This is a genomic window from Actinoplanes auranticolor (assembly GCF_018332655.1).
Taxonomy (GTDB): Bacteria; Actinomycetota; Actinomycetes; order Mycobacteriales; family Micromonosporaceae; genus Actinoplanes; species Actinoplanes auranticolor.
The window spans coordinates 1-25194 of the sequence record NZ_BOQL01000041.1 but is presented as its reverse complement, the minus strand read 5'-3'; the positions used below and the strand labels follow the sequence as shown (position 1 = coordinate 25194).

The 25194-nt window shown below is 72.6% G+C and carries 22 protein-coding genes and 1 pseudogene; 11 read left to right on the top strand and 12 right to left on the bottom strand.

Features of this window, described 5'->3' with window-relative positions; translation table 11 throughout:
- The first annotated feature begins 4 nt into the window (after positions 1 to 4).
- From kynA to Aau02nite_RS24995, 3 genes are read left to right on the top strand one after another with little or no spacing between them, the layout of a single operon-like run.
- Positions 5 to 862 (top strand): tryptophan 2,3-dioxygenase, encoded by an 858-nt coding sequence (gene kynA, locus Aau02nite_RS25005; protein ID WP_212991003.1) that lies wholly within the window; start codon positions 5 to 7, stop codon positions 860 to 862.
- Positions 859 to 2088 carry a kynureninase gene (gene kynU / locus Aau02nite_RS25000; RefSeq protein ID WP_212991002.1) on the top strand — a complete coding sequence of 410 codons (1230 nt, stop codon included), beginning with the start codon at positions 859 to 861 and terminating at the stop codon, positions 2086 to 2088. Before kynA ends, kynU begins: the two co-directional genes overlap by 4 nt.
- Positions 2085 to 3149 (top strand): amidohydrolase family protein, encoded by a 1065-nt coding sequence (locus Aau02nite_RS24995; protein WP_246595420.1) that lies wholly within the window; start codon positions 2085 to 2087, stop codon positions 3147 to 3149. Before kynU ends, Aau02nite_RS24995 begins: the two co-directional genes overlap by 4 nt.
- On the opposite strand, the gene Aau02nite_RS24990 is transcribed toward Aau02nite_RS24995, so the two are convergent.
- Both Aau02nite_RS24990 and Aau02nite_RS24985 read right to left on the bottom strand, forming a co-directional pair.
- Positions 3146 to 4165 carry a Gfo/Idh/MocA family protein gene (locus Aau02nite_RS24990; RefSeq protein WP_212991001.1) on the bottom strand — a complete coding sequence of 340 codons (1020 nt, stop codon included), beginning with the start codon at positions 4163 to 4165 and terminating at the stop codon, positions 3146 to 3148. The genes Aau02nite_RS24995 and Aau02nite_RS24990 overlap by 4 nt on opposite strands.
- Positions 4166 to 4224: 59 nt before the next feature.
- On the bottom strand, positions 4225 to 5670 hold the full coding sequence (locus Aau02nite_RS24985) for a GGDEF domain-containing protein (protein WP_212991000.1): 1446 nt from the start codon (positions 5668 to 5670) through the stop codon (positions 4225 to 4227).
- Positions 5671 to 5770: 100 nt separating this feature from the next.
- On the opposite strand from Aau02nite_RS24985, the gene Aau02nite_RS24980 reads away from it, so the two are divergent.
- Positions 5771 to 6592: a methyltransferase domain-containing protein gene (locus Aau02nite_RS24980; protein WP_212990999.1), complete on the top strand. Its 822-nt coding sequence runs from the start codon at positions 5771 to 5773 to the stop codon at positions 6590 to 6592.
- Here the strand turns inward: Aau02nite_RS24980 and Aau02nite_RS24975 are convergent.
- A complete protein-coding gene (locus tag Aau02nite_RS24975) occupies positions 6589 to 7260 on the bottom strand; it encodes a YqeB family protein (RefSeq protein ID WP_212990998.1) in 672 nt (223 codons plus the stop codon). The genes Aau02nite_RS24980 and Aau02nite_RS24975 overlap by 4 nt on opposite strands.
- A gap of 131 nt (positions 7261 to 7391) precedes the next feature.
- On the opposite strand from Aau02nite_RS24975, the gene Aau02nite_RS24970 reads away from it, so the two are divergent.
- On the top strand, positions 7392 to 8492 hold the full coding sequence (locus Aau02nite_RS24970) for a sensor histidine kinase (protein WP_212990997.1): 1101 nt from the start codon (positions 7392 to 7394) through the stop codon (positions 8490 to 8492).
- Entirely contained in the window at positions 8489 to 9163 is a 675-nt protein-coding gene (locus tag Aau02nite_RS24965; RefSeq protein ID WP_281421024.1) for a response regulator transcription factor, read from the top strand. Before Aau02nite_RS24970 ends, Aau02nite_RS24965 begins: the two co-directional genes overlap by 4 nt.
- Here the strand turns inward: Aau02nite_RS24965 and Aau02nite_RS24960 are convergent.
- The 4 genes from Aau02nite_RS24960 to Aau02nite_RS24945 form a co-directional block, all read right to left on the bottom strand.
- Positions 9160 to 10650: a glycoside hydrolase family 130 protein gene (locus Aau02nite_RS24960; RefSeq protein ID WP_246595419.1), complete on the bottom strand. Its 1491-nt coding sequence runs from the start codon at positions 10648 to 10650 to the stop codon at positions 9160 to 9162. The two genes, Aau02nite_RS24965 and Aau02nite_RS24960, sit on opposite strands and share 4 nt — an antisense overlap.
- Before the next feature lie 8 nt (positions 10651 to 10658).
- On the bottom strand, positions 10659 to 11741 hold the full coding sequence (locus Aau02nite_RS24955; protein ID WP_212990995.1) for a glycosyltransferase: 1083 nt from the start codon (positions 11739 to 11741) through the stop codon (positions 10659 to 10661).
- Complete coding sequence (locus Aau02nite_RS24950) at positions 11738 to 12889, bottom strand: glycosyltransferase (protein ID WP_212990994.1); 1152 nt, start codon at positions 12887 to 12889, stop codon at positions 11738 to 11740. The genes Aau02nite_RS24955 and Aau02nite_RS24950 overlap by 4 nt, the downstream gene beginning before the upstream one ends.
- A gap of 147 nt (positions 12890 to 13036) precedes the next feature.
- Positions 13037 to 14038: a glycosyltransferase family 4 protein gene (locus Aau02nite_RS24945; RefSeq protein WP_212990993.1), complete on the bottom strand. Its 1002-nt coding sequence runs from the start codon at positions 14036 to 14038 to the stop codon at positions 13037 to 13039.
- A 61-nt stretch (positions 14039 to 14099) separates the two neighbouring features.
- On the opposite strand from Aau02nite_RS24945, the gene Aau02nite_RS24940 reads away from it, so the two are divergent.
- Positions 14100 to 15800, top strand: coding sequence for a glycoside hydrolase family 13 protein (locus Aau02nite_RS24940; RefSeq protein ID WP_212990992.1), 1701 nt, complete (start codon positions 14100 to 14102; stop codon positions 15798 to 15800).
- Here Aau02nite_RS24940 and Aau02nite_RS24935 read toward each other — a convergent pair.
- On the bottom strand, positions 15790 to 15936 hold the full coding sequence (locus Aau02nite_RS24935; protein ID WP_212990991.1) for a hypothetical protein: 147 nt from the start codon (positions 15934 to 15936) through the stop codon (positions 15790 to 15792). The two genes, Aau02nite_RS24940 and Aau02nite_RS24935, sit on opposite strands and share 11 nt — an antisense overlap.
- Positions 15937 to 16027: 91 nt before the next feature.
- Positions 16028 to 17587, bottom strand: coding sequence for a CocE/NonD family hydrolase (locus tag Aau02nite_RS24930; RefSeq protein ID WP_281421025.1), 1560 nt, complete (start codon positions 17585 to 17587; stop codon positions 16028 to 16030).
- Positions 17588 to 17602: 15 nt separating this feature from the next.
- Between Aau02nite_RS24930 and Aau02nite_RS46695 the strand changes: the two genes are divergently transcribed.
- Together Aau02nite_RS46695 and Aau02nite_RS24925 are read left to right on the top strand one after the other, a co-directional pair.
- On the top strand, positions 17603 to 17788 hold the full coding sequence (locus Aau02nite_RS46695; protein WP_246595425.1) for a hypothetical protein: 186 nt from the start codon (positions 17603 to 17605) through the stop codon (positions 17786 to 17788).
- A 153-nt stretch (positions 17789 to 17941) separates the two neighbouring features.
- On the top strand, positions 17942 to 18421 hold the full coding sequence (locus Aau02nite_RS24925; protein WP_212990989.1) for a TspO/MBR family protein: 480 nt from the start codon (positions 17942 to 17944) through the stop codon (positions 18419 to 18421).
- Between the two features lie 55 nt (positions 18422 to 18476).
- Here the strand turns inward: Aau02nite_RS24925 and Aau02nite_RS24920 are convergent, their stop codons facing one another.
- The 3 genes from Aau02nite_RS24920 to Aau02nite_RS24910 form a co-directional block, all read right to left on the bottom strand.
- Positions 18477 to 18920, bottom strand: a complete 444-nt coding sequence (locus Aau02nite_RS24920) for a hypothetical protein (RefSeq protein ID WP_212990988.1) — start codon at positions 18918 to 18920, stop codon at positions 18477 to 18479.
- 3 nt (positions 18921 to 18923) lie between these two features.
- Positions 18924 to 19502 carry a hypothetical protein gene (locus Aau02nite_RS24915; protein WP_212990987.1) on the bottom strand — a complete coding sequence of 193 codons (579 nt, stop codon included), beginning with the start codon at positions 19500 to 19502 and terminating at the stop codon, positions 18924 to 18926.
- A gap of 100 nt (positions 19503 to 19602) precedes the next feature.
- Complete coding sequence (locus tag Aau02nite_RS24910; protein WP_212990986.1) at positions 19603 to 22731, bottom strand: AfsR/SARP family transcriptional regulator; 3129 nt, start codon at positions 22729 to 22731, stop codon at positions 19603 to 19605.
- 377 nt (positions 22732 to 23108) lie between these two features.
- On the opposite strand from Aau02nite_RS24910, the gene Aau02nite_RS24905 reads away from it, so the two are divergent.
- Together Aau02nite_RS24905 and Aau02nite_RS24900 are read left to right on the top strand one after the other, a co-directional pair.
- A complete protein-coding gene (locus Aau02nite_RS24905; RefSeq protein WP_212990985.1) occupies positions 23109 to 24470 on the top strand; it encodes an FG-GAP repeat domain-containing protein in 1362 nt (453 codons plus the stop codon).
- 14 nt (positions 24471 to 24484) lie between these two features.
- Positions 24485 to 25194: pseudogene (locus Aau02nite_RS24900) on the top strand (hypothetical protein); the annotation flags it as partial.

Below are 25194 nucleotides of genomic sequence, written 5' to 3'. Positions count from 1 at the left end.
GCACGTGTCGTCGAATCAACGGCCCCTGGAGGCCGGCATCGTCCGCGACTTCAAGGTCAACATGTCGTACGGGCGGTATCTGCGGCTCGACCAGGTCCTCTCGGCGCAGCACCCGGTCAGCGTCCCGGAGCACCACGACGAGCTGCTGTTCATCCTGCAGCACCAGACCTCGGAGCTGTGGCTGAAGCTGATCCTGCACGAGCTGCGCGCCGTGCAGCGCAAGCTCGCCGCCGACGACCTGCGGCCGGCGCTGAAGGGCCTGGCCCGGGTCAAGCACATCCAGCGCTGCCTCACCGAGCAGTGGTCGGTGCTGGCCACCCTCACCCCGTCGGAGTACGCCGAGTTCCGCAGCTTCCTCGGCACCTCGTCGGGCTTCCAGTCCTACCAGTACCGCGCGGTCGAGTTCCTGCTCGGCAACAAGGACCGCCGGATGCTCGCGATCTTCGACGACGATCCGGCGGCGCAGGAGCTGCTGCTGGGCGCGCTCGAGGCGCCGACCGTCTACGACGAGTTCCTGCGCTACCTGGCCCGGCACGGTCACGACGTGCCGGTCGCGCTGCTGGAGCGGGACGTGACGCAGGGCTACCGGTACCACGAGGAGCTGGTCCCGGTGTTCACCAAGATCTACGAGAACGCCGACGCCAACTGGGAGGCGTACGAGGCCTGCGAGGAGTTCGTCGACCTGGAGGAGAACTTCCAGCTCTGGCGCTTCCGGCACCTCAAGACCGTGGAACGCACGATCGGCTTCAAGGCCGGCACCGGCGGCTCCAGCGGCGTGAACTTCCTGCGCAAGGCCCTCGATCTGACCTTCTTCCCGGAGCTGTACGCGGTCCGGACCGAGATCGGCGTGGCGGGCGCGTGAGTGACGACCTGCTGGCCCGGGCCGAGGCCCTCGACGCCGCCGACCCGCTGGCCCACCTGCGCGAGCGTTTTCTGACCCCGGACGGCTTCGACGTCGTCTCGTACCTGGACGGCAACTCGCTGGGCCGGCCGCTGCGGGCCACCGCCCAGCTGCTCGACGAGTTCGTCCGCGAGCAGTGGGCCGGCCGGCTCATCCGCGGCTGGACTGACGGCTGGCTGGAGTGGCCGCTGCAGCTCGGCGACCGGCTCGGCGCGGTCGCGCTCGGTGCCGCCGCCGGCCAGGTCGTGGTGGCCGACTCCACGACGGTGCTGCTCTACAAGCTGTCCCGGGCGGCGGTCGATGCCCGCCCCGGCCGGCGCAAGGTCGTGCTGGACACCGACAACTTCCCCACCGACCGGTACGTGCTGGAGGGCATCGCCGCCGAGCGTGGCCTGAGCCTGGTGTGGATCGAGACGGACCCGGCCACCGGCATCACTCCGGCCCAGGTCGCCGAGGTGGTCGACGGGGACACCGCGCTGGTGCTGTTCAGCCACGTCGCGTACCGGTCGGGCTGGCTCGCCGACGCGGCGGAGATCAACCGGATCGCGCACGCCGCGGGCGCGCTGACGCTGTGGGATCTGAGCCACTCGGTCGGTTCGGTGCCGGTGCGCCTCGACGACTGGGGTGCGGACCTGGCCGTGGGCTGCACGTACAAGTACCTCAACGGCGGCCCGGGCGCGCCGGCCTTCGGCTATCTGCGCCGCGGGCTGCAGGGTGAGCTGCGGCAGCCGATCCAGGGCTGGATGGGCCACCGGGCGGCGTTCGAGATGGGCCCCGGCCACGAGCCCGCCGAGGGGGCGCGGGCGCTGCTCAGCGGCACGCCGCCGATCCTGGCCATGGTCCCGCTGCACGCCAACCTCGACATGCTGGCCGAGGCCGGCATCGAGGCCGTGCGGGCCAAGTCCGTGCTGCTCACCGGCTATGTGCTGGAGGTGGCCGACCAATGGCTGGCGCCGCTGGGCGTCGAGGTGGTCAGCCCGCGCGAGCCGGAGCAGCGCGGCGGCCACGTCACGCTGCGCCGTCCCGGCTTCGAGCAGTTGCTGGAGAGCCTCTGGGACAACGGCGTCATCCCGGACTACCGGCGCCCGGACGGCATCCGGATCGGCCCGGCCCCGCTGAGCACCAGCTTCACCGAGGTGCACCGGGGTCTGGCCGTGCTGCGCACCCTGCTCGAGAAACAGTCGTGAGTCCGGCGGGCCCGGACTGGCTGCTCCCGGACTCGCTGTGGTGGGACGGCCGGCTGCGCACCGGGGTGGCGCTGGGCCCGGCCCGGCCGGTCACGGCGGCCGGAGCGGTCGCTGAGGCCGGGGCAGTCGCCCGCGCCGAGGCGTCCGGTGGCCGGGAGATCGTGCCGGTGGCCGAGGTGCCGGCCGGGGCGGTGCGGCGGCGGTTGCCCGGGACGGTGCTGCCGGGGCTGTGTGACGCGCACGTGCACTCCGCGCTGGTGGATCTGCCGACGGTGCAGGCCGGCGGGATCTCGTCGGTCTGGGACCTGGGCGGCGTACCGGCGAAGGTCGCGGCCGAGGCGGCGCGCGGTGCCCCCGCCGTACGCTTCGCCGGTCCGTTTTTGATCGCCCCCGGCGGCTATCCCAGTGACCGGTCGTGGGCGCCTGCCGGCAGCTGCCGTGAGGTCCGGTCGGCGGCGGAGGCGGCCGAGGCGGTCGCCGAGGCGCGGGCCGGCGGCGCGACGCTGATCAAGGTGACCGCGCACGCCGGTGGCCCGATGCTCAGCGACGCGACGCTGGCCGCGGTGGTCGAGGCGGCCCACGCGGCCGCGCTGCCGGTGGTCGTGCACGCGGAGGGACCGGGCACGGTCGCCGCCGCCCTGGCCGCCGGGGCCGACGTGCTCGCGCACACCCCGTGGACCGAGGCCCTCGACGACGGCCTGATCCGGGACAGCGCGGCCCGGACGACCTGGATCAGCACGCTGGACATCCACGGCTGGGGCACCGCGACGCCCGAGCGGGACGTGGCCCTGGGCAACCTGCGGCGATTCCTCGGCCACGGCGGAAAAGTCCGCTACGGCACCGACCTGGGCAACGGCCCGCTACCGCCGGGGATCAACCCGCGCGAGCTGCGCGCGCTGGCGCAGGCGGGCCTGAGCCCGGCCGACATCCTGGCCGCCACGACCGATCCCGATCAGGGCGAACCGGCCTGGCTGCCGGCCGGCCTGGACCTGGAACCGGCCACCTTCGCCGAATCGCTCGCCACCGCCCGCGTCCTGGGCCCGCACGTACGGCCGCGCTAGAGACCGACCGTCTCGCCGGTGGTCGCGCTGATCCGGGCGGCGTCCAGCACGTCCATGTTGCGGACGGAGTCCCACGGGTCGACCGGGACCGGCGCCTCGCCCCGGACGGCCGCCGCGAACGCCGGGTAGTACGTGTCCCACCGGCCGCGCTCACTGCGGACCGGCGCGCCCGTGGCACCGCGGTAGAGCCGTCCCCACACGTGCTCCGGCTCGGCCCCCCACCGGTCGCCCAGGTCGGCGGGGGAGCGGCCGGCCTTGAGCGCCGCTTCCTGGCCGTCGATGCCGTCGACGATGTAGGCGCCCGTCGTGCCGCTGACCCGCAGGCGCGGGCCCGGCGCCGCCTGCCGCCAGCTGCCCCACAGGTGCGACTCGACGCCGCTCGCGTGGTGCAGGGCCACGAACACGTCGTCGTCCAGGTCGCCGTCGCCGCGCAGTTCCGCGTACACCCGGGTGGCCGGGCCGAAGAGCAGGTGCGCCTGGTCCACCAGGTGCGCGCCGAAGTCGAGCAGCGTGCCACCGCCCGCCGCGGGCGGCTCCCGGTCCGGTGCCCAGCGCTCGAAGCGGGACTCGAACCGGCGGACCTCGCCGAGCGCGCCCTCGCCGATCAGGCGCCGCAGGGTCAGCAGGTCGGAGTCCCAGCGGCGGTTCTGATAGACGCTGAGCAGCACCCCCGCGTCGGCGGCCAGGGTGGTGACCTCGCGGGCGGCCTCCGCGTCCAGCGCGAACGGCTTGTCCACCACCACGGCCAGCCCGAGGGCGATCGCCTCCCGGGCCAGGGCCGCGTGCGTGGCGGCCGGGGTCGAGATGGTGACGGCCTGGGCGCCCGCCGCGGCGAGATCGGCCAGCGAGTCGAAGGCGGGCACGTCCCGGTGACCCTTGGCCAGCTCGGCGCGCCGCTCGGCGGAACGCGTCACCACACCCGCGAACTCGACACCGTCCGCCGCCGCGAGCAGGGGAGCGTGGAAGATCCGCCCGCCCGAGCCGTACCCCACCAGTCCGATCCGTGTAGCCGTCATGGACCGGATCCTACGTCCCGCGATCTTCACCGCCGCCGGGCACCGGGCGTCCGGGCCGCTCAGGCGGGCTGCAGGCGCTCCGGGTCGTAGCGCTCGACGCGGTTCTTGCCGTGCGCCTTGGCCGCGTACATGGCCACGTCGGCGTGCCGGGTCAGCTCGCCGGCCGTGCAGCCCGCCGTGGCCGCGGCGATGCCGATGGACGCGCCGACCGTCACCGTGGCGTCGGTGAGCCGCGCCGGCGCGACGATGGCGGCACTCACCGTCCGGGCCGTCGCGTCGGCGTCGCCCGGCCCGCCGAGTCCGGTCAGCAGCAGCGCGAACTCGTCACCACCCAGCCGGGCGGCCACGCTGCCGGGCCCGCCCGCGCGGACGATCCGGCCGGCCAGCTCCACCAGCAGCTCGTCGCCGGCCGCGTGCCCGTACGTGTCGTTGACCGCCTTGAAGTCGTCCAGGTCGATGAGCAGCAGCGCGACGCTGCCCGGCGTCCCCGCGGCCGTCGCCGCGTCGAGCTCGCGGAAGAACTTGTCGCGGGTGGGCAGCCCGGTGAGGTGGTCGTGGTGCGCCCGGTGGTCGAGTTCGGCGTGCGAGACGCAGGCCGCCTCCCCGAGCACCACCTGGTTCGACACCGTACGGAACGCCGCCACCACGTCCTCGGCCACCGGGTTACGTCCGCCGACCAGCAGGTGCAGGTCCGCGGAGAACGTCTCGACCCGCCAGTGCCGGAACCCGGGCGCCAGCTCTTCGAGCCCGGCCGGACCGGTCACCACCGACTCGGGCACGGTCCGGTCCAGCAACGATTCCGGCAGACCGGCCACGGCCTTGACGAACAGGCCCCGCTCGTCCCGGCGCAGGATCACCATGGCGACCCCGGGAGTCAGGGCGACGATGGCGTTCGCCGCCTCGACGCCCAGCCGGCGGACGGCGGTCACCTCGGTGAGGCTGATCATGCGGCTGCCGGTCTGCGCCAGCACGGCGTCGCGCGCGCTGACCCGTTCCTGGTGCCGCAGAGCCAGGTAGATGCCGCGCATCATCGCGCTCATCAGCGCCAGCATCGGCAGCATGCCGAGCACGGTGGGGGAGTGCCAGGAAATGACCCGGCCGAGCGAGATCGGCGAAATGGCCACTGCTACCGGTATAGCCGCGAAAGTGCCGACTGTCCGCAGGACCCACAGGCCCGTCGGCCCGTACAGGGACAGGCCCAGGGCGACCGCGAAGGACAGCCCGATCGTCGCGAGCGGGTCCCGCAGGCCGGCGCCGCCGACGGTGATCAGCACCGGCAGCGTGACCGCGTCCCACCACGGAGCCCGGCCGCGCAGATGGGTCAGCACGACCGCGGCCATCACCAGCACGATGGCCAGGAACGACGCCCGGTGCCAGCCCGGCGACCGGTACTCGTTGCCGACCTGGGCCAGGGCGGCGGCCAGCCCCAGGCAGCCGAGGGCCGTCGCGGCCAGCCGGGTGCGGTCCAGGTTGCCGGCGGGCAGCAGCTGCCGAATGCGGGTCACAGTCACCCGATCGGTGAAAACTTCCGGAATCCGAGGCTTCCCGTGTCGGAAGATTGACCGGCGCTCACCGCCCGGGCCGCGCCGCGCGACGATCGGAGCCATGGAGCCCGCACAGCTGGACCGCACCCCCTTCGCGGACCTCGATGCCATCCCGCCGGACATGTTCGCCATGCTGGTGGCGGCCCTCGAGGGCATGTCCCGTCATCCCGAGATCCGCCGGGTCCGGCACACCGCGTGGCAGGCGCTGCGCCCGGCCCCCGGGCAGCGCCTGCTGGACGCCGGCTGCGGTGCCGGCGACGTCGCCCGGGCACTGGCCACGGCGGTGGCGCCGGGGGGTCAGGTGGTCGCCCTGGACCATTCCGCGGCGACGCTGGGCGCCGCCCGCGAGCGCCACGACGGCGGCGACATCCGGTACGTGACCGGCGACGTCTCCGAGCTCGACCTGCCCGACGACAGCTTCGACGGCGTCTGGTGCGAGCGGGTGCTGCAGCACGTGGACGACGCGGACGTGGCGATCGGCGAGCTGATCCGGGTGATCCGCCCGGGTGGCCGGCTCTGCCTGCTCGACACGGACTGGGACTCGCTGGCCTTCGACGGCGTGGACGCCGCGCTGGCCGAGACGATCGTCGCGCACATGCACGGCCGGCTCACCCCGCGCCGGCTCGACATGGGCCGCACCCTGCGGCGCCGGCTGGTCGGCTACGGCCTGCGCGACATCAGTGCCACCCCGGTGACGTGCTACTTCCCCGATCCGGACTCGGCCGCGGTGGTGCTGCCGATGGTCAACCCCCAGGTGCCCCAGGAGTCCTGGATGACCCCGACCGGGCTGCGCGAGCGCTGGTTCGACCAGGTGGAGCAGGCCGGCGCGGACGGCGAGTTCCTCGCGGTCCTGACCATCTGGGTGGTCGCCGCGACGGTCTAGATCCCTTCCGCCCGGCGGAAGTGCTGACGCTTCCTGCGGTCGCGCACCACGAAGCCGAGCCGGGCCAGCTCCTCGCGCAGGTCCCGGGCGTCGTCGCTGTCGCCCTTGTCCAGGGCCTGCTGCCGGGCGGCGAAGAGCGCCGCCGCCTCCGCCGGGACATCCGGCAGGTCCGGCACCCAGCGCCGATAGGAGCCCTCGTACGGGTCCTGCGCCGCCCAGACGGTGCCGAAGGCCGCGGCGAGCCGGGCGACCGGCAGGTGCGACGGCTCCCGGGCCACCTCCCGCCCGGTCGGCCCGAGCAGCACGAGCTGGTCACCCTCCCGGTACGCCACCGCGACGGCACCGCGCGGCACTGTCCGGGTGGTGCCCGGGCGGGTCAGCGTCACCTCGGTTCCGGAGAGGCGCACGGTCAGCGACTCCCGGTCGACGAGTCCGGCCAGCACGAGTCCGGCGATCGCGCCGAGCAGCACCGCGCCGATCGTCGCCTCGGGCTCGCCCCACCGGTCCACCAGGCGCAGCGGCCCCCGCATCGGCACGAACGGGATCCGCAGGATCCATCCCGGCAGCTCGCGTACCACCCAGCCCAGCCCGGCCCCGGCCGCCGGCAGCGCGGTCCACACCGCCGCACGGACCCACACCGGGGTCGCCACGATCGTCTCGTTGTCCACGGCTGCCGAGTCTCCGGCGTGCTCGCGGGGTGCCGCTACCGGCGGTGGTCGCACCCACGTCGACCAAAGTCGACGTGGCGGTCGCCGACCGGCCACTGCGCGGGCTGTCCCCGGCACAGTACGGTCCAGTCATGAGGCGCTGGCTCGTCGAAGCGGCCCTGGCCGGCACCGCCCTGGCCCTGGGCAGCTTCTTCCTGGCCACCACCCTGAACGAGGGCGACGGCTGGCCGATCGGGGTCGAGCTGGTCGCCGGTACGGTCGCGATCACCGCCCTGATCCGGTACCGCCGCAGCCGCCCGGTCGCGCTCGCCCTCGTCCTCGTCGTGCTGGGCCTGCTCTTCGGGCTGCCCATGGGTGCCACCCCGATCGCCCTGTTCGGCGTTGCGCTGTACCGCACCGCCGCGGTGGCCGTCGCCGTCACCGCGGTGCACGCGGTCTCGCTGGCCACCGTCTATCTGATCGCGCTCGGCCCCACCCGCATCTACTGGGAGGCGACGACGTTCCTGGTGCTGCTGCACGTCATCCTCGTCGGGATCGGGATGCTGGTCCGCTCCCAGCGCCGGCTGGTCCGGTCCTGGGCCGAGCGGGCCCGCGAGGCCGAGCAGGGTGACGAACTGCGGGTCGAGCAGGCCCGGCTGGCCGAGCGGGAACGGATCGCCCGGGAGATGCACGACGTGCTGGCCCACCGGATCTCCCTGCTCGCGGTGCACGCCGGCGCGCTGGAGGTGCGCCGCGACGCCCCGCGCAGCGAGCGGGAGGCGGCCGGGGTGATCCGGCAGAGCGCGTACGAGGCGCTGGAGGAGCTGCGCCAGGTGATCGGCATGCTGCGCGAGCCGGCCGAGGACCGCCCGCAGCCGACCCTCGACGACGTGCCCGCGTTGATCGCGCAGTCCCGGGAGGCCGGGGAACGGGTGGAGCTGCGACTGGCCGCCGACGGGGTGCCGGCCGGGGTCGGGCGGCACGCCTACCGCGTCGTGCAGGAGGCGCTGACCAACGCCCGCAAGCACGCGCCCGGCGCCCACGTCCGGGTCGCGGTCACCGGCCACGCCGAGCAGGGGCTGGTGGTGGAGGTCGGCAACCCGTTGCGGGCCGGGGGCTCCGGGCTGCCGGGCTCGGGCACCGGACTGGTCGGGCTGCGCGAACGGGTGCAGCTCGCCGGCGGGCGCCTGGACCACGGCCCCACCGCGACCGGCGAGTTCCAGCTGCGGGCCTGGTTGCCGTGGACCCCGTGACCACGGCACCGCAGCCGGTGCGGGTGCTGCTCGTGGACGACGACGCGCTGGTCCGGGCCGGGCTGACGATGATGCTGGCCGCGTTCGACGGCATCGAGGTGGCCGGGGCGGTCGCGGACGGCACCGAGGTCGCCGCCGCGGTCGGCACCCACCGCCCGGACGTGGTGCTGATGGACATCCGGATGCCCGGCATGGACGGCCTCACCGCCACCGAGTCGCTGCGCACCCGCCGCGAACCACCCGAGGTGATCGTGCTGACCACCTTCGACACCGACGCGCACGTGCTGCGGGCGATGCGCGCCGGAGCCAGCGGCTTCCTGCTCAAGCACACCCCGCCGGAGGAGATCGCGCGGGCGGTGCGCCGGGTGGCGGCGGGTGAGCCGATGCTCTCACCCGAGGTGCTGCGCCGGATGATGAACCACGTCGCGGCCGCGGCGCCGGATCCGGGACGGGACCGGGCCCGCGCGGCGCTGCAGCGGCTCAGCCCGGGGGAACGCGACGTCGCGCTGCTCGTCGCCCAGGGCCGCACCAACCAGGAGATCGGTACGGCCCTGCGGATGAGCACGGCCACGGTCAAGGCGTACGTCTCGCGCATCCTCACCAAACTGGACCTGACCAACCGCGTCCAGGTGGCCCTGCTGGTGCACGACGCCCGTCAGGGCCAGTCCTAGACGACCGGCACCATCGCGGCGAGCAGGGCGTCGAGCGGGATGCTGGCGAAGCCCACCCGGACGTCGCTGGCCCCGTACGGCAGCCAGAACCGCCCCGCGTGCACCAGCCCGCCGCAGGAGTAGACGACGTTGGGCACGTACCCCTCACGCTCGGTCTCGTCGGGCTCCAGCAGCCCGTGCGGCAGGTCGGCGATGACCCGCTCCGGATGGTCGAGGTCGAGCAGCATCGCGCCGATCGCGTACCGCCGCATCGGGCCCACGCCGTGGGTCAGCACCAGCCAGCCGGCCTCGGTCTCCACCGGTGACCCGCAGTTGCCGACCTGGATCAGGTCCCAGCCGCGGTGCGGCATCAGCAGCGGCACCGCGTCCTGCCAGCGGTTCTGCTCGTCGCGGGTGCTGAGCCCGAGGGTCTCGCCGTCCGAGCGGCACAGCGCCAGGTGCCGGCCGTTCACCGTCCGCGGGAACAACGCCATGCCCTTGTTGCGGGCCGCCGGGCCCCGCAGCGCGGTGACCTCGAAGTGCCGCAGGTCGCGGGTGTGCATCATCCGCCCGCCGATGTGCCGGCCGTCGTACGCGGTGTAGGTCGCGTGGTACGCCGTCCGCCCGTCCGCCTCCGCGACCTGCACGAAACGCGCGTCCTCCATGCCGTTGCTCTCGGCCGGGGTGGCCGGCCAGAGCACCCGCTGGTGCAGCGGCACGGCGACCGGGAACATCACCGCGTAGTCGCTGGCCACGATGCGCCGGATGGCCTCCAGCGTCTCGTTGGCCGTGGGCCGGGCCAGCAGCTCGCCGGGCAGATGACCCAGGACGTCCTCGAACTCGTCGTCGTCGTAGCGCTCGGGCAGCGAGGACAGCACCGTGGCGGTGATCTCGTTGTCCAGGTCCTCCTCGGCCAGGCCGGCGGCGAGCAGGTCGCGCTGGTGCTTGGCGCCGACCCGCTGACCGATCATCAGCGGCCCGTCGCGGTCCTCGAGCCGGATCTTGTCGTCCGGGCCGAGCACGGCCGAGCAGAAGCCGACCGAGGAGATGTGCCCCTCGCCGATCTGCCGCAGGCTGATCGCCGCCCGCAGCTCGCCCGGGGCCAGATCGCTCTGGTCCGGGTGCGGCACCATCGACGGGTTGCACAACGCCGCCGCCTCGACGGCGAACTCGTGGCTGAAGTAGGCGCCGATCAGTGCCCGGGCGCTCGGGGACAGGTCGATGTCCGGCGGCACCCGGTGGTGCACCAGGTCGTAGTGGTGCTGGAAGGTGGCGCAGATGTCGTGGTGGCGACCGGAGAAGCGGGCCAGCACGTCGTCGAGCAGCCGGGTGATCTCGTCGTCGTCGAGCTGCAGGATGCGCTCGATGATCAGCGAGGCCCGGTTCTGCCCGAGCTGGGCGTCCTCACCGGGCACGAAGAGCTTGATGACGACCCGCCGGCCGTCGGGCTGCATGGTGAGCGCGTGCCGCTGGGCGAGCGAGGTGGTCCGGACATCACGGGGGTCCATGGTTACGGTCATGCCAATCCGCCTGAGGGTCTGGTCGTGCTCCGCGCCGCCAGCGCGCGTGCGTGCTGGAGGGTGGAGACGAGGGCGAGGGTGGATTCGGCGCCTTGGTTCAGGTTAGGCCCGTCCGGGGTCAATCCGTCATATCCGCCACCCGTGAGGGGGTCGTACATGACGGTGCCGGAGTCGTTGTCGCCCAGGAACCACGCGATGGCCTGGAACAGCGGCGCGTCCCAGCGGTCGTCCCCGGTCACCGCGCCGGCGGTGGCACAGGCGTCGGCCGTCGCGGCGGCCTCGATGGGCTGCTGGTCGAAGCGGTGCCGGGGCACGTCCGGCCGCCAGCCGCCGACCGGCACTGTGGACAGGTGGCCCTGGTGCTCCTGCGTGCGGCACAGCCAGCTCAGCATCCGCAGCCCGTCGGTCAGCAGCGGCTCGTCGCCCAGCAGGTCGCCGGCGGCGATGAGGACCTCGGCCAGGGCCGGGTTGGCGTAGGTCAGCTCGCGTTCCGGCCACACCCATTCGGGGTCGGAGTCGGGCAGCCCCACCACCGTGGCGGCGTCGCCGAGCAGCTCGGCCGCCGTGCCCGTGCGCGGGTCGGCCCGCAGCACCTCGGCCGCGCCCAGGCCGGCGAAGGCCATCGCCCGCGGCCAGGGCGAACGGTTGCGCGCCGCGATGGTGAACGCCGTGCGGGCCTCGGTCCGGATCCAGGGCACCGGGCAGCGACCGGCGGCCGTGCCGAGGGCCCACACCGCCCGGCCCCACCAGTCGCCCAGGTCGGGCTCGTCCAGCCAGCGCCGGTCGTAGCTGAGCCGGTTGCGGCACCGGCCGTCCGGGGTCAGGGCGTGGGTGAGGAAGGTCAGGTAGCGCTCCGCCAGCCCGGTCACCAGGGCGGTGGGCTGCGGCTCGCGGCTGGCGACGAGCAGCCCGCGGGCCACGTCGTCGACGCAGTAGCCGTGCTCGCGCCGCGGGGTCGCGTGCCGGGCGTGTTCCAGCAGCCCGGTGTCGTCGGAGAGCCGGGCGATCTGGGACCAGTTGGGTTCTGGTGCGTCGACGAGCCGGATCGGCGGCGGCACGAGCCGCAGGGAGACGCTCACGCGGGTACGGGGGCGGTGGTGGTCGCGCGGTCCTGCACCAGTCGCGTGGCCAGGGCCTGGTAGCGGGCGGCGACGGCGGGCCAGCGCAGGGTCGGGGCGCCCCCGAGTCCGTTGAGGTGCGGCGCCTCGTCCGGGGTGGACAGCAGGTGCCGGATCGCGGCGGCCATGGCCGGTGGGTCCTGGTGCGGTACGAGCAGGCCGGGCCCGTCGGCCAGCAGCTCCACGGCGTGCGGGAACTCGGTGGCCACCACGGGTACGCCCGCACCGACGGCCTCGATGAGCACGCCGGAGGTGACCTGTTCGGTGGAGTCGTACGGCAGCACCACCACGTCGGCCGAGCGGATCAGCCGGCTCAGCGTCGCCTGGTCGTGGTAGACGTCGTCCCACCGGACGGCGCCGGCGACGCCCAGCTCGGCGGCCAGTGCCTTGAGCGACTCCCGGTAGACGTCGCCGTGGTGTTCGAGCACCTTGGGGTGGGTCCGCCCGGCGACCGTGTAGGCGGGCATCGGGGTGAGGTCGCGCAGCAGGGCCAGCGAGCGCAGGGCCCACTCGATGCCCTTGCCGGGCCCGAGCAGCCCCCAGGTGAGCAGGTGCGGGACGTCGTGGGCCTCGCGCGGGGCGCTGGAGTGGCTGCCGGCGCCGTGCGGGATGACCGTGACCTTGCGGGCGTCGATCCGGTAGCCGGTGCTGAGGCGCTGCCGGGCGGTGTCCGTCATGGTGACCACCGCGTCGGCGGCGGCCACGATGCGTTCCAGCACCAGGCGCTGGTGAATCGAAGGTGTGCTGAGCACGGTGTGCAGCACGACGATCGTCGGCACCTTGACGGCGCGCAGCAGGGGCAGCACCTCATCGCCGTCGACGCCGGGGTAGATGCCGTACTCGTGCTGGACGATCGCGACGTCGAAGCGGTTGAGGACGTTCGCCGCGGCGGTCCAGCCGCCCGGGGTGTCGGTGTGCCAGGTGTGCGCGACCCGCGGCGCCGTACGGTCGACCGCCAGTCCGCCCCCGACGGCGTCGGCGGAGAGCAGCCGGACCACACCGTTGGCGGGCGTGCCGCCCGTCAGGTGACTGGCGAGCGCCGCATTGAACGTCGCCAGACCGCATTGGGTGGGGGGATAGGTGCTCAGGAAACCGTAGGTGGCGGGCATTGACGGGCCTTTCTGATCAGAGGCTGCCTCCCCGCAGCACAAACCGGCGCGCGCGGGCGTGGAGCGTGAGCGCACGCTTCAGCTTTCGGCGGCGACTGACTGTGAAATGCCGCAATTTCGTAATATGACATTAACAAGAACGGTTGATCAGTCGACCAATTCTCGATAAATCGCCAGGTAGTCCTCGACCATGCGGTCCGCGCCGAAGCGGGAGCGGGCCCGCGCCCGGCAGGCCGAGCGGTCCAGGCGCACGACGTCCGCCACCGCGGCCACGGCCTGGTCGACGTCGTCGGCCAGCCGGCCGGTGAGACCCTCGTCCACCACCTCGGGCATCGACCCCTTGCGGTACGCCACCACGGGCGTCCCGCAGATCATCGACTCCACCACGGAGAGCCCGAACGGCTCGGCGAACAGGATCGGGTGCAGCAGGGCGGCGCTGCCACCGAGGATCGCGGCCCGTTGCGTCGGCCCCACCGAGCCCAGGTAGACCACCCGGTCGCCGTCGATGTGCGGTTCCACCTGCTCGGCGAAGTAGCGCTGGTCCTGCACGATGCCGCAGAGCGTCAGCCGGCGGCCGGCCCGGCGGGCGATCTCGATGGCGGTATGCGTGCCCTTGTCCGGGTGGATGCGCCCGAACGCCACCAGGCCGTCCCCGCCCACCGGATCGAACGGCAGCCCCTCCAGGTCGACGCCGTGGTAGACGGTGGCCAGGTAGTCCAGGTCGGGGGAGCGGTCGGCGTCCGAGATGGAGACGTAGTGCGACCGGCCCCGGCGGTACGCCGGCAGGATGTTCGGCCCCGAGAAGCCGTGCACCGTGGTCAGCATCGGCGCCTTGCAGTGCGCGGAGAACGCCAGCGGCAGCCAGTCGAGATGGTTGTGGACCAGGTCGAAGTCGCCGGAGCGCTCCAGCGCGTACGCGACGTGCAGAGCCTCCCAGACCCGGCCGTCGATCTCCGGGGTGTCCTCGTAGCCGCTCGGGCAGACGCCGTCGAGAGTGGCCTTGGTGACCGAGTCGAGCGTCGCGAACAGCGTCACCTCGATCCCGCGCGCGGTCAGTCCCTCGGCGAGCAGACTGGTGATCAACTCCCAGGGTCCGTAGTGAACCGGCGGGGTGCGCCAGGCGACCGGTCCGAGCAGTGCCACTCTCATGGGCCCCAGTATGGGAGCGGAACCGATGTTTCGCGGGAGGTTCCCGTGTTAAGGAGTGACTATGCAGAACCCCTGGTGGCACCGCGCCGTCGTTTACCAGATCTATCCGCGCAGCTTCGCCGACGCCGACGGGGACGGCATGGGCGACCTGCGCGGGATCCTCGCGCACCTGGACCACCTCGCCGGGCTGGGCGTGGATGTGATCTGGCTGTCCCCGGTCTATCCGTCGCCGCAGGACGACAACGGCTACGACATCAGCGACTACCAGGACATCGACCCGGTTTTCGGCGACCTGGCCGGCTTCGACGAGCTGCTGGCCGGGGTGCACGCCCGGGGCATGAAGCTGATCATGGACCTGGTGGTGAACCACAGCTCGGACGAGCACCCGTGGTTCGCCGAGAGCCGCTCGTCCAAGGACAACCCGAAGCGCGACTGGTACTGGTGGCGGCCCGCCCGCGAGGGCATGGAGCCGGGGGCGCCCGGCGCCGAGCCCACCAACTGGGGTGCGGCGTTCGGCGGGCCGGCCTGGGAGTACGACCCGGTGACCGGCGAGTACTACCTGCACCTGTTCAGCCGCAAACAGCCCGACCTCAACTGGGAGAACCCGGAGGTCCGCGAGGCGGTCTACGCGATGATGAACTGGTGGCTGGACCGCGGCGTGGACGGCTTCCGGATGGACGTCATCAACTACATCTCCAAGGACACCACGCTGCCCGACGGCCCGGTGCGGCCCGGGATCGCGTACGGGGACGGCTCGGCGTCCTACATGAACGGCCCGCGGATCCACGAGTTCCTGCACGAGATGCACGAGCGGGTCTTCGCCGGCCGTTCGCAGGAGCTGCTGACCGTGGGCGAGATGCCGGGCGTGACGATCGACGAGGCCAAGCTGTTCACCGACCCGGCCCGGGGCGAGGTCGACATGGTCTTCCAGTTCGACCACGTCTGGGTCGACCGGGGCGAGGACCCCTGGCTGCTGTACCCGCTGCGGCTCACCGACCTGAAGGCGATCCTGGGGCGGTGGCAGGCCGGGCTGGCCGAGAACGGGTGGAACAGTCTCTACTGGAACAACCACGACCAGCCGCGGGTGGTCTCCCGCTTCGGTGACGACTCACCGCAGTACCGGGTGCGGTCGGCACAGATGCTCGGCGCGGTGCTGCACCTGCATCGCGGGACGCCGTACGTCTACCAGGGCGAGGAACTGGGGATGACGAACGCGCCGTTCGCCACCATCGCCGACTTCCGCGACATCGAGGCGCTGGGCCAGTACGTGCAGGCCGTCGACCAGGAGGGCCGCTCCCCGGAGGACGTGCTGAAGGTGCTGCGGGCCCGCGGCCGGGACAACGCGCGCACCCCGATGCAGTGGGACGCCTCGCCGTACGCCGGCTTCACGACCGGCACGCCCTGGCTCGCCGTCAACCCGAACCACACCCAGGTGAACGCCGAGGCCGCGGTCGAGGACCCGGACTCGGTCTACCACTTCTACCGCAAGCTGATCGCGCTGCGGCACGAGGAACCGGCGGTCGTCTACGGCGACTTCACGATGCTGCTGCCGCACGACGAGCGGCTGTACGCCTTCACCCGTACCCACGGCGACACGAGCCTGCTGGTCATCGGCAACTTCACGGGTGAGAGCGTCCGGGCCGAGATCGACGACGCCGCGGCGTGGCAGGCAGCCGAACTGCTGCTCACCAACGCCGCGGCGCCCGAGGATCTGGTCCTGCAACCGTGGCAGGCCGTCATCTATCGCCGGATCAGCCGGTGATGGTGTCCCAGGAGAAGGCCAGCAGCGCGAAGGCGGCGCCGAGCAGGGCCAGCGAGATGCCCCGGGTGCCGATCGGCAGCGCCGCGAGCACGAGCAGGATGACGGCGATGAGGTAGAAGAGAGCCTGGATGCTCATTGGTGTTCCTCAATTCGTGTGGGGGATGCGGCGCGGCATGTACCCCCCGGTCGAGTCGAGCTAAACAACCGTGACCATCCCGTTGTACTGGTCAGGCCGTGCTGGCCTGCCGCACCTCGGCCTGCGCAGGGCCCAGCGGCGGGCCGGCACGGTGGCGCCAAGTACCGCCTCGTGCAGCGGGAGGGTGGTCCGGGTCGTGGTGGACGGTCGTGCGGGTGGCGACCAGCTCGGTCGCCGTGGCCAGTGGCTCGCCGGTGCCGTAGTTGCGGGTGAAGCGGGGATGCGCGCCCCCGCTGACCTGCAGGCGGATCCGGTGACCGGGCTCGAAGCGGTGCCCGGCCGCGCCCATCGGCACGGTCACCCGGTCGGCGTCCACGTGGTCCGGGGTCAGCCGGGTGAAGCCGTCGCACACGTTCACCGGGCGGCCGTCGGGGTGCACGTCGCAGAGGCGTACGAACAGGTCGAAGTGGCCGGTGCTGCCGCTCGCGTACAGCTCCGCGGTGGGCGTACCGATGATCTCCCGGGCCGTGGTCAGCGGCGCGGTGGTGAAGGTCCGGACGTCGGCCCGCGCCTCCAGGGTCTTGTTGTCGCGGGCCCCCGCCGTGCGGGACTGCAGCCGGCCGGCGAACGCCGGTGTCGGGTCGGCCGGGTCGTAGCCGAGGCTGGTGCTGCCGTCACCGGGCTCGCCCAGCTCGCCCAGCTCGCCGTCCGGCCGCAGGTGGTAGCGGATCGGGGTGCTCGGCGGTGGCCAGGCGTTCAGCTCGCGCCACGCGTCGTTGACGTGCACCCGGATCCGGGTCCCGCGCTCGCCCTCGCCGCGCAGGTGCACCCGCAGGTGTTCCAGGGCGTCCGCGAAGACCTCGGACCGGCCCTGCTCGAACAGCGAGGTGTGGGTCCAGGGGCCGATCATGAGGGTCGGCTCCTGGCCGGCCCGGCGCAGCCGGGCGTACTGCCGCAGCGTCTGGTCCAGGGCCAGGTCGTGCCGGCCGGAGACCAGGCTCACCGGCACCGTCATCCGGTCCGCCGCCGGCCCGGCGTCGGCGCCGGCCCAGAACAGATCATCCTGGTACGGGTGGGTGATCCACTCCTCGAACTCCTGCCGCCGACCCCCGAGTGCCCGGCGGTAGGAGTCGAGGAGTGGTACCCCTCGCACGGCATGCTTCAGATGCCGCACCAGCCGCAGCAGGGCACGGAGGTATCGGCCCGTGCCCGCCCCTTGATGGAAGAACGTCACGCCGGCGATCAGGGCCAGCTCCAGGTTGAACGCGCAGTGCTGGTCCGGGTACATGCCGTCGTAGAAGTCGTGCACGGCGACCTGCATCACGGCCGCGCGCCACTCGGGTGGTGGGTCCAGGCCGAGGGACCACTGCGCATAGCTGAACTGGCTGGGCCCGATCGTGGCGAAGGCGCCCGGGAACCACTCCTGCTTGCGCAGCCAGTCGACCGTGGCCTGGCCGTCGGCGGCCTCGTGGCGCCAGAGGTGGAAGTCGCCGCCGGTGCCCCGGGTGCTCTGCAGGATCACGCGGTAGCCCTGGGCGGCGAAGGAGGCGCCGAACAGCGAGTTCCACGGGAAGCCGCGGCCGTAGGCGCTGCGGATCAGCAGGACCGGGCACTCCTCGTCGGTGAGCCCACCGCTCTGCCCAACCGGCAGCTCACCGGCCCCAACATGCTCGGTTACCTGGAACGCGCCCTGGCCGCCCTGGCTCCGACCGGGCTGCCCGGCGGCACCAGGATGGAGATCCTCGCGCTGCTGACCGGCTTCGCCGCCAGCTACGTGAGCCACGAACTGGCCCAGGCCCAAGCCGGCATCACCGACCCGGAGCGGATCGCGGCGCACGTCGAGCAGCTGTAGGCGGCGGTGGCGACCGGCGCGTATCCGGAGCCGGCCCGGGTGCTGGCCGAGAACGCGCCCGCCACCCAGCCGAGCTTCGACGCGATCGCCCAGCGCATGATCAAGGGCCTGCTCAGCGGTTAGCCGGCTCCTTGCCGTGGGTATCACCCAGTGATGACGACTGCACCCGCTGTGCATCGGCCCTCCTGGTGGGGTCTGCTCCCGTTCGCCGCCGCGGTGACGGCCGCCGCCCTGATCGGTGGCCTCGGTGTCGCCGGCACGGCAGCCGAGTACCAGAACCTCGAGCAGCCGTCGTGGGCGCCGCCGTCCTGGCTGTTCGGCCCGGTGTGGACGATCCTGTACGCGATGATCGCCGTCGCCGGCTGGCTGGTCTGGCGCCGCACGGGCTGGAACCGCGCCCTCACCGTCTACGCCGGGCAGCTCGTGCTCAACGCACTGTGGACACCGATCTTCTTCGGCTTCGGCCGGTACGGCCTGGCGCTGATCGACATCGTGGCCATGTGGCTGCTGATCGGCGCGACGATCTTCCTGATCCGGCCGGTCTCGCGGACCGCGGCCTGGCTGCTGGTGCCGTACTGGGCCTGGGTCACCTTCGCGACCGCCCTGAACGCCGCCATCTGGTCGGCCAACTGACCCCACGGAAAGACATGCTCGCGGCCTGCCCCTGAGAACCGGCTGAGGAGCCGGATCAGGTGCCGATCGGCGGCCCGGCGTCCGGCATGTTCACCTCGCACCACGGGCCGACCTCGCTCTGCTCCCCGTCACTGACCAGGGCCCGCCACCGGTAGACGGCGCCCCACGGCAGGTACTGCGGATAGACCGTGATGGTCACCGTGGTCGGCGAGTCGAGGCCGGCCCAGTCGTAGGTGATGATCGGCCGGTCACCCAGCAGGGTGCGCCACTCGATCGTCGCGGCCAGGGGACCGCCGTCGCGGTCGGCCACCGTGGCGTGCAACGTGATCCGGTTGCCGCTGAAGGTGGGCCGGGCCGGGCCGGTGACGCACCGGGCGTTCGGCGTCGTCTGCAGGATGCTCACCATGGGCGCCGACGAAGCGGCCTGCGCGGGCGTGGACGTGGCCACGAGGGCCGTACCGGCCAGTGCCGTCACCGCGGCGGATGCACGTTTTCTCATGGCTCAGCCCAACGCCGCGCAGGCCCGGGCGATGGCCGCTTGCAGGCCCGCGTCGCCGCAGTCGATGCTCGCGCCCCGGCCCACCAGCGTCCAGGCGCCGTCCACCAGGCGGAGGAAGAGCTGGTCACCCTCGAACCGCTGGGGCGTACGGGCCGGGACGGTGAACACCCGGGCGTACCCGTTGCGGCAGACCGCGACCTGCACGGCCTGCACCTTCAGACCGGCGGCCGGGTCGTCCACCAGCCGCTCGGCCGTCGGCAGGATGGCCGCCGGCGCGCACGCCGGATCGGTGGGCGGGGGCCCCGGATCGAGCGGGCGGGCACCGGTCGCGGCTTTCTTCACCGGTGCTTTCTGCACCGGGGCTGTCTTCACGCGCTCCGCCGCTGCCGACGTCGCCGGGGCTGAAGCCGGCGACACCGTCGCTGCGGGCACCGGCGCTGCGGGCACCGGAGCGGTGGACGCCGGAGTGGTGGACGCCGGCGCCGGGGCGCTGCCCCGTGCGGCGGCGTTGCTCGAACAAGCAGCCACGGCGGCGGTGAGGCAGAGCGTCGTCGTGACCAGGGGCAGCTTCGCAAGTCTCATCGAGGTCTCCGTTCGGGTGCGCCACGCCGCACGACGTGCGGCGCGCGGTCACGCTACGAAGCGGCCCCTACAGGAACCTGAAATCTTTCTTGCAGGCCCGTCAGGGACGGGAGTGGAGGGTGCGGCCGGCGCTGTCCCCGCTCAGCCAGACGTGGTCGCAGTAGCACCCCCACCTGCGGATCCACCAGTTCAACTCGCCGGCCTCGCGCAGACCGAGCCGGCTGAAGGTGGTGTACGCCGACTGCCAGGCATGGTGGGCCGACCCGCAGTCTCCGCGCAGGACGTGCGCCGCCCCGATGTCGCGCAGGGTACGGGCGCGGCCGAGTTCATGCCCGAGCTCGCTCCACACCGCGTAGGCCAGATCGAGGTCCCGCAGCGCGTCGGCCGGCCGGCCCGCGGCCAGGTGCATCTCGCCCAGGGTGCGCCGCAGCAGCGCCGCCCCGAAGCGGTCCTGCGCGTCGACGCAGAGCTGCAGGCTGCGGGCCAGCGGCTCGGCGGCCTGCTCGGGCCGGCCTTGGCGGATCCACAGCTTGGCCAGGCTCTGCGTCGTGTAACAGGCCAGGAGCCGGTCGCCCCGGCGCAGCACCATGTCGTGGGCCTGGACGAACCACGCCTCGGCGGCGTCGAGGTCACCGCGGGCCCGGTGGACCAGCCCGATGCCGCGGACGGCGATCGCCTCGCCGCGCCAGTGCCCGGCCGAGCGGTACAGGTTCCTCGCCCGTTCCAGATAGCTCATCGCCTGGTCGTCGTTGCCGAGCTCGCGATGGGCGTGCCCGAGACCGTAGGAGGCATGGGCCGCGCCGTCACGGTCACCGACCCGTTCCAGGACCGGCAGGGCCCGTTCGAGCATCGGCACCGCCTCCTGATGCCGGCCCACCTCCCGCAGCACGGTGCCCAGGCCGCTGACCGCAGCGGCCCGGCCGTGCTCGTGACCGACGTCGCCGAAGAGCTCGATGGCCGCGGTGAAGTGGTGCTCGGCCTCGCTGAACCGGTCCTCCTTGTACCTCAGCAGACCGACCCCGCAGGCCATCACCGCTTCCGCGACGCGGTTGCCGCTCGCCCGCGCGGCGGCGTGCGCGGCGGCGTGCGCGCGGTTCCACCGGCTGAAGTCGTTGTGCAGCGCGAACGAGGCGTAGACCAGGCCGTCGGCGAGTACGCACGCCTCCTCGACCAGGCCCGTCCCGGCGGCCCGTTCCACCGTGGCCACGAGAGCGTCGGCCTCGGTGGCCAGCCAGTCCGGACCGCTGCAGTCCGTCTCCAGGACCGTCGGGTGCACGCCGGTGGCCGGACCGATGCCCTGGTAGGACCGGGCGACCGCGTACGGCAGCGACTCGCCCAGCCGGTCGACGATCTCGGTCGCGGCGGCGACCGTCCGGCGCACAGCCGCGGTGAGCCCGGCTTCGTCGTCCTCCTCGAGGGCGCGTTCGCGGGCGTACAACCGCACCAGCTCGTGCATCCGGTAGCGCACGACCCCGTCGGCCGTGCTGTCGTCGATCTCCACGAGCCGGGCGTCGAACAACTGCTCCAGCAGATCCCCGGCATCGTCGACCGAGGCGCCGAACAGAGCCGCGGCCATCCACTCCGCGAACGTGGCGCAGCCGAGGAAACCGAGCAGCCGGAACGCCTGCCGGGCGGCCGGCGGCAGGCCCTCGTAGCTGACCCCGACGCTGATCCGCACGGCCAGGCCGTCGACCGCCATCTCGTCGAGCCGGCGCCGCTCGTCGCGCATGCGGTCGAGCAGGCGGGTGATCCGCCAGTGCGCACGGGCGGCCAGCCGCGCCGCCACGATCCGCAGGGCCAGCGGCAGGCCGGCGCAGATCGCGGTTAGGGCGGCGGCCGCCTCCGGCTCCCGGGCGACCCGGTCCGGGCCGATGATGCGGCGCAGCAGGGCCAGCGACTCGTCGCGGGAGAACAGCCGTAGTTCCACGTGTTCGGCCCGGGGGATGGTGGTGAGCCGGGCCCGGCTGGACACGATGAGGGCCGTGCCGGGCACGCCGGGAACCAGCGGCCGGATCTCCCCGGCCCCGGCCGCGTTGTCGATGACGATCAGCAGGCGGCGGTTCCGGATGGTCGCGCGGTACCGGGCGACCTTGTCCTCGATCGTGCCGAGGCGGTGCGTGTCCTGTACGCCGAGGGCGCGCAGGACCCGGTCGACCAGCTCACCGGTCTGGCCCTCGCGTCCCTCGGAACCGACCAGGATCTGACCGTCCGGATAGGCCGGACGCAGCAGGTTGGCCAGGTGCACGGTGAAGGACGTCTTGCCGATGCCGCCGGGGCCGCTGACCACGACCACCGGGCGGTTGTCCTCGCCCGGCGGGTTGCCCAGGGTGGTGAGCACCTGCGCGATCTCCGGCTCGCAGCCGGTGAAGTCGTCGAGTCCGACCGGGAGCTGGCGGCCGGGGACACCCCCGTCGGAGGCGGTGGTCGTGCCGTCGGACGGGAGGTCGGCGGCGGGCTCGGCCGGTGCCGGCGCCGTGGGCACGGCCTCGGACGGTGTGCCGCGCAGGATCCGCTGGTGCAGGTCCTGGAGCTCCGCCGAGGGGTCGATGCCCAGCTCGTCGGCCAGATGCCGACGGGTCCGGCTGTACCGCTCGAGAGCTGAGGTCCGGCGGCCGTCGAGATGCAGCGCCCGCATCAGGTGCAGGATGAGCGGTTCGGCCAGCGGATGGTTGTCGACGGCGGGTGACAACCGGTCGACCACCGTGGCATACCGGCCCGCACCGATCTCCGCGTCGGCCCAGTCGCTCAGCAGACCGTGGATCTGCTGGCGGGTCCCCTCCCGGAGCCGGGCCACCCACTCGCCGCTCAGCCCGGCCAGGGGCTCACCGCGCCACAGATCGACGGCGCGCCGCAGCATCGTCAGCCGGTCCGGATCGCCTTCCGGGCGCTCCCGGGCCTGCGCGGCGAGGCGGCGCAGCAGGTGCAGGTCGATCAGCTCGGGGTCGACGTCGAACAGGTATCCGCCGGGCTTGCGCTGCAACGACGGCGCGTCGGCGGACGCGGTGAGCAGGATCCGGCGCAGCCGCGCCATGTACGTGTACAGGACGTTGCGGGCCTCCGCCGGCGGGGCCTCGTCCCACACCCGGTCGATCAGGGTGTCCGTCGGCACCGCACTGCCCGCGTCGACCAGCAGCGCGGCCAGGACGGTCCGCTGCTTGAGCGGGCCCAGCGCGACCGGGTGGCCGGACACCCACATCTGGACCTCGCCCAGCAGCCGGAACTCGATCATGCCGGCGCGGGATCAGGGGCGGTCAAGGATCGGTCAAGGTTCGTTCCCGCCCGTTGCGCGATGGTCCTGCCAGCCGAGACGTCCGGCCGGAAGCCGGGAAAGGAGACGACCGAAGAGACGAGCACTGCACACCCCGTATGTGAGTGAGGCCGCCGACTGGCTCCTCACCCGGTTGCTTGCTGCCTCAGGCCACCTTAAGCGCGCCTCCGCACCGTCGCCAGTAGCGACCGGTGTCAATTCGCTTCCACATTCGACAGCGATCGATCGAAAGCAGGGATACAGCCATGCCCGTTCGCCCATCGCCCAGTTCCCCGCCCAGTTCCCCTCTCCCTACCCGCGTCCGCCGGCTTGCCGCCACCGGTACGAGCGTGCTCGCCATGGCCGCAGCCGGCATCGGTCTCGGCGCGGGCTCAGCCGTCGTCGCGGCCCCCGAGGCCGCGCACGCGTCCGTCACCAATGGACCCATCGGCCGGTCCGAGGTGCTCGCCCGGGCCCAGTTCTGGGTGGACGCCGGGCCCACCTACACCCAGAACGGCTGGTTCCAGGACCCCGAGGGTGACAAGACGTACCGGCGTGACTGCTCGGGCCTGGTGTCGATGGCCTGGCACCTCGGCCAGAGCTACGTCACCGGCGACTTCCAGGGTTCCTCGCCGTACTGGACCAGGCTCGCCAGCCGGGATCAACTGGCTCCGGGCGATGCGATCGTGCGCAGCGGGCACATGGAGTTGTTCTCCCACTGGAAGAACTCCGGCAATCACCGCGAGGGTGCGTACGTGTACTCGTTCAACAAGGACGGCGAGACGGTCCAGAATCCGTGGGGACCCAACAACGTCGGAAAGCTGGGCTTCAACGACGAGGACGACCTGATGTCGTACACGCCGATCCGGCGTACCGGCCTGGTCTCCGCCAATCGCGATTCGCTGTCGGCCGACGGCCATGCGGAACTGATCCGCAAGGACGCCGCCGGTGACCTGTTCGCGTACTACAACAACGGTGTCAACGGGGCCGGCGCGGTCAACTGGGGCGCCGCGACCAAGGTCGGCAACGGCTGGACCGGGTCCGACAACAGCGTCTACTTCGCCGACCTGGACGGCAACGGCCAGACCGACGTCATCCGCAAGGACACGGCCGGGGCGCTGCAGGCCTACTACAACCACGGCGTCACCAGCTCCCTGGGCGTCCGCTGGAACGGGCCGAAGCCGATCGGCGCCGGCTGGACGATGGCCGACGACGCGGTGTACTTCGCCGACATCTCGGGTGACGGCTACGCCGAGGTCATCCGCAAGGACACCACCGGCGCCCTCTTCGCCTACTACAACCACGGCGTACACGGCACCGGCGCGGTGATCTGGGGCGACCCGGTGCGCATCGGTGCCGGCTGGACCGGGTCCGACAACGCCGTCCAGTTCGCCGACATCTCGGGCGACGGCTACGCCGAGGCGATCCGCAAGGACGACGGGAAGCTCCTCGTCTACTACAACAACGGCATCAACGGCGACATGACCGTCCGCTGGGGCGACCCCGTCGAGGTCGAATCGGGCCTGACCGTGGCGGACACCGCCGTCTACTTCGGTGACCTCAACGGTGACGGCCGGGCCGATCGCATCACCAAGCAGGGCGGCGAGCTGGTCGCCCGGTACAACAACGGCATCACGTCGGACCTGAAGGTGACGTGGAGCAACCCGACGGTCGTGGGCTCCGGCTGGAACATGGCCGACACCGCTGTCTACGTCGCCTGAGCCGGGAGCCTGCCATGAGAGCCTTCACCCGACGTCTGCTCGTGCTGACCACGACACTGCTCGTCTCCGCCGGCGTCGTCGCCGTCACCTCGGCACCGGCCCAGGCCTGGGTCACCGTGGCGTGTGACCCGGCCGGCGTCACCGGCCGCGACAACGATCTGGCCCGGCAACTCAACCCGCAGCTCACCGGCCAGCTCCGCAACAAGCTGACGGGATACAAGATCTCCTGCGCCCGCATGATCGTCGACGCCGTACGGGCCCGCAACCTGCCCGCGCACGCCGCCACCATCGCGGTCACCACGACGATCCCCGAATCGACCATCGAGAACATCTCGCACGAGTACGACCACGACAGCCTCGGCCTGTTCCAGCAGCGGGCCTCCTGGGGCAGCCGGGCCCAGCGGCTGAATCCGACCTGGGCGACCAACGCGTTCCTCGACAAGATGCTGTCGCTGTACCCCAACGGCAGCTGGCAGAACGCGGTCGTCGGCGACGTCTGTCAGCGCGTGCAGGTGTCCGCCTACCCGGCCCGGTACCAGCCGGAAGCGGCCGACGGCGCGCGCATCGCCGCGGCACTGTGGCGGCCCCGCGGCGATTCACTGTCCGGCGACCGGCACGCGGAAGTGATCCATAAGGACAGCGGGGTGCTGCGTGCGCGTTACAACAACGGCATCAACAGTGACCTGACCGTCCGCTGGGGCAGCCCGGTGCAGATCGGTCAGGG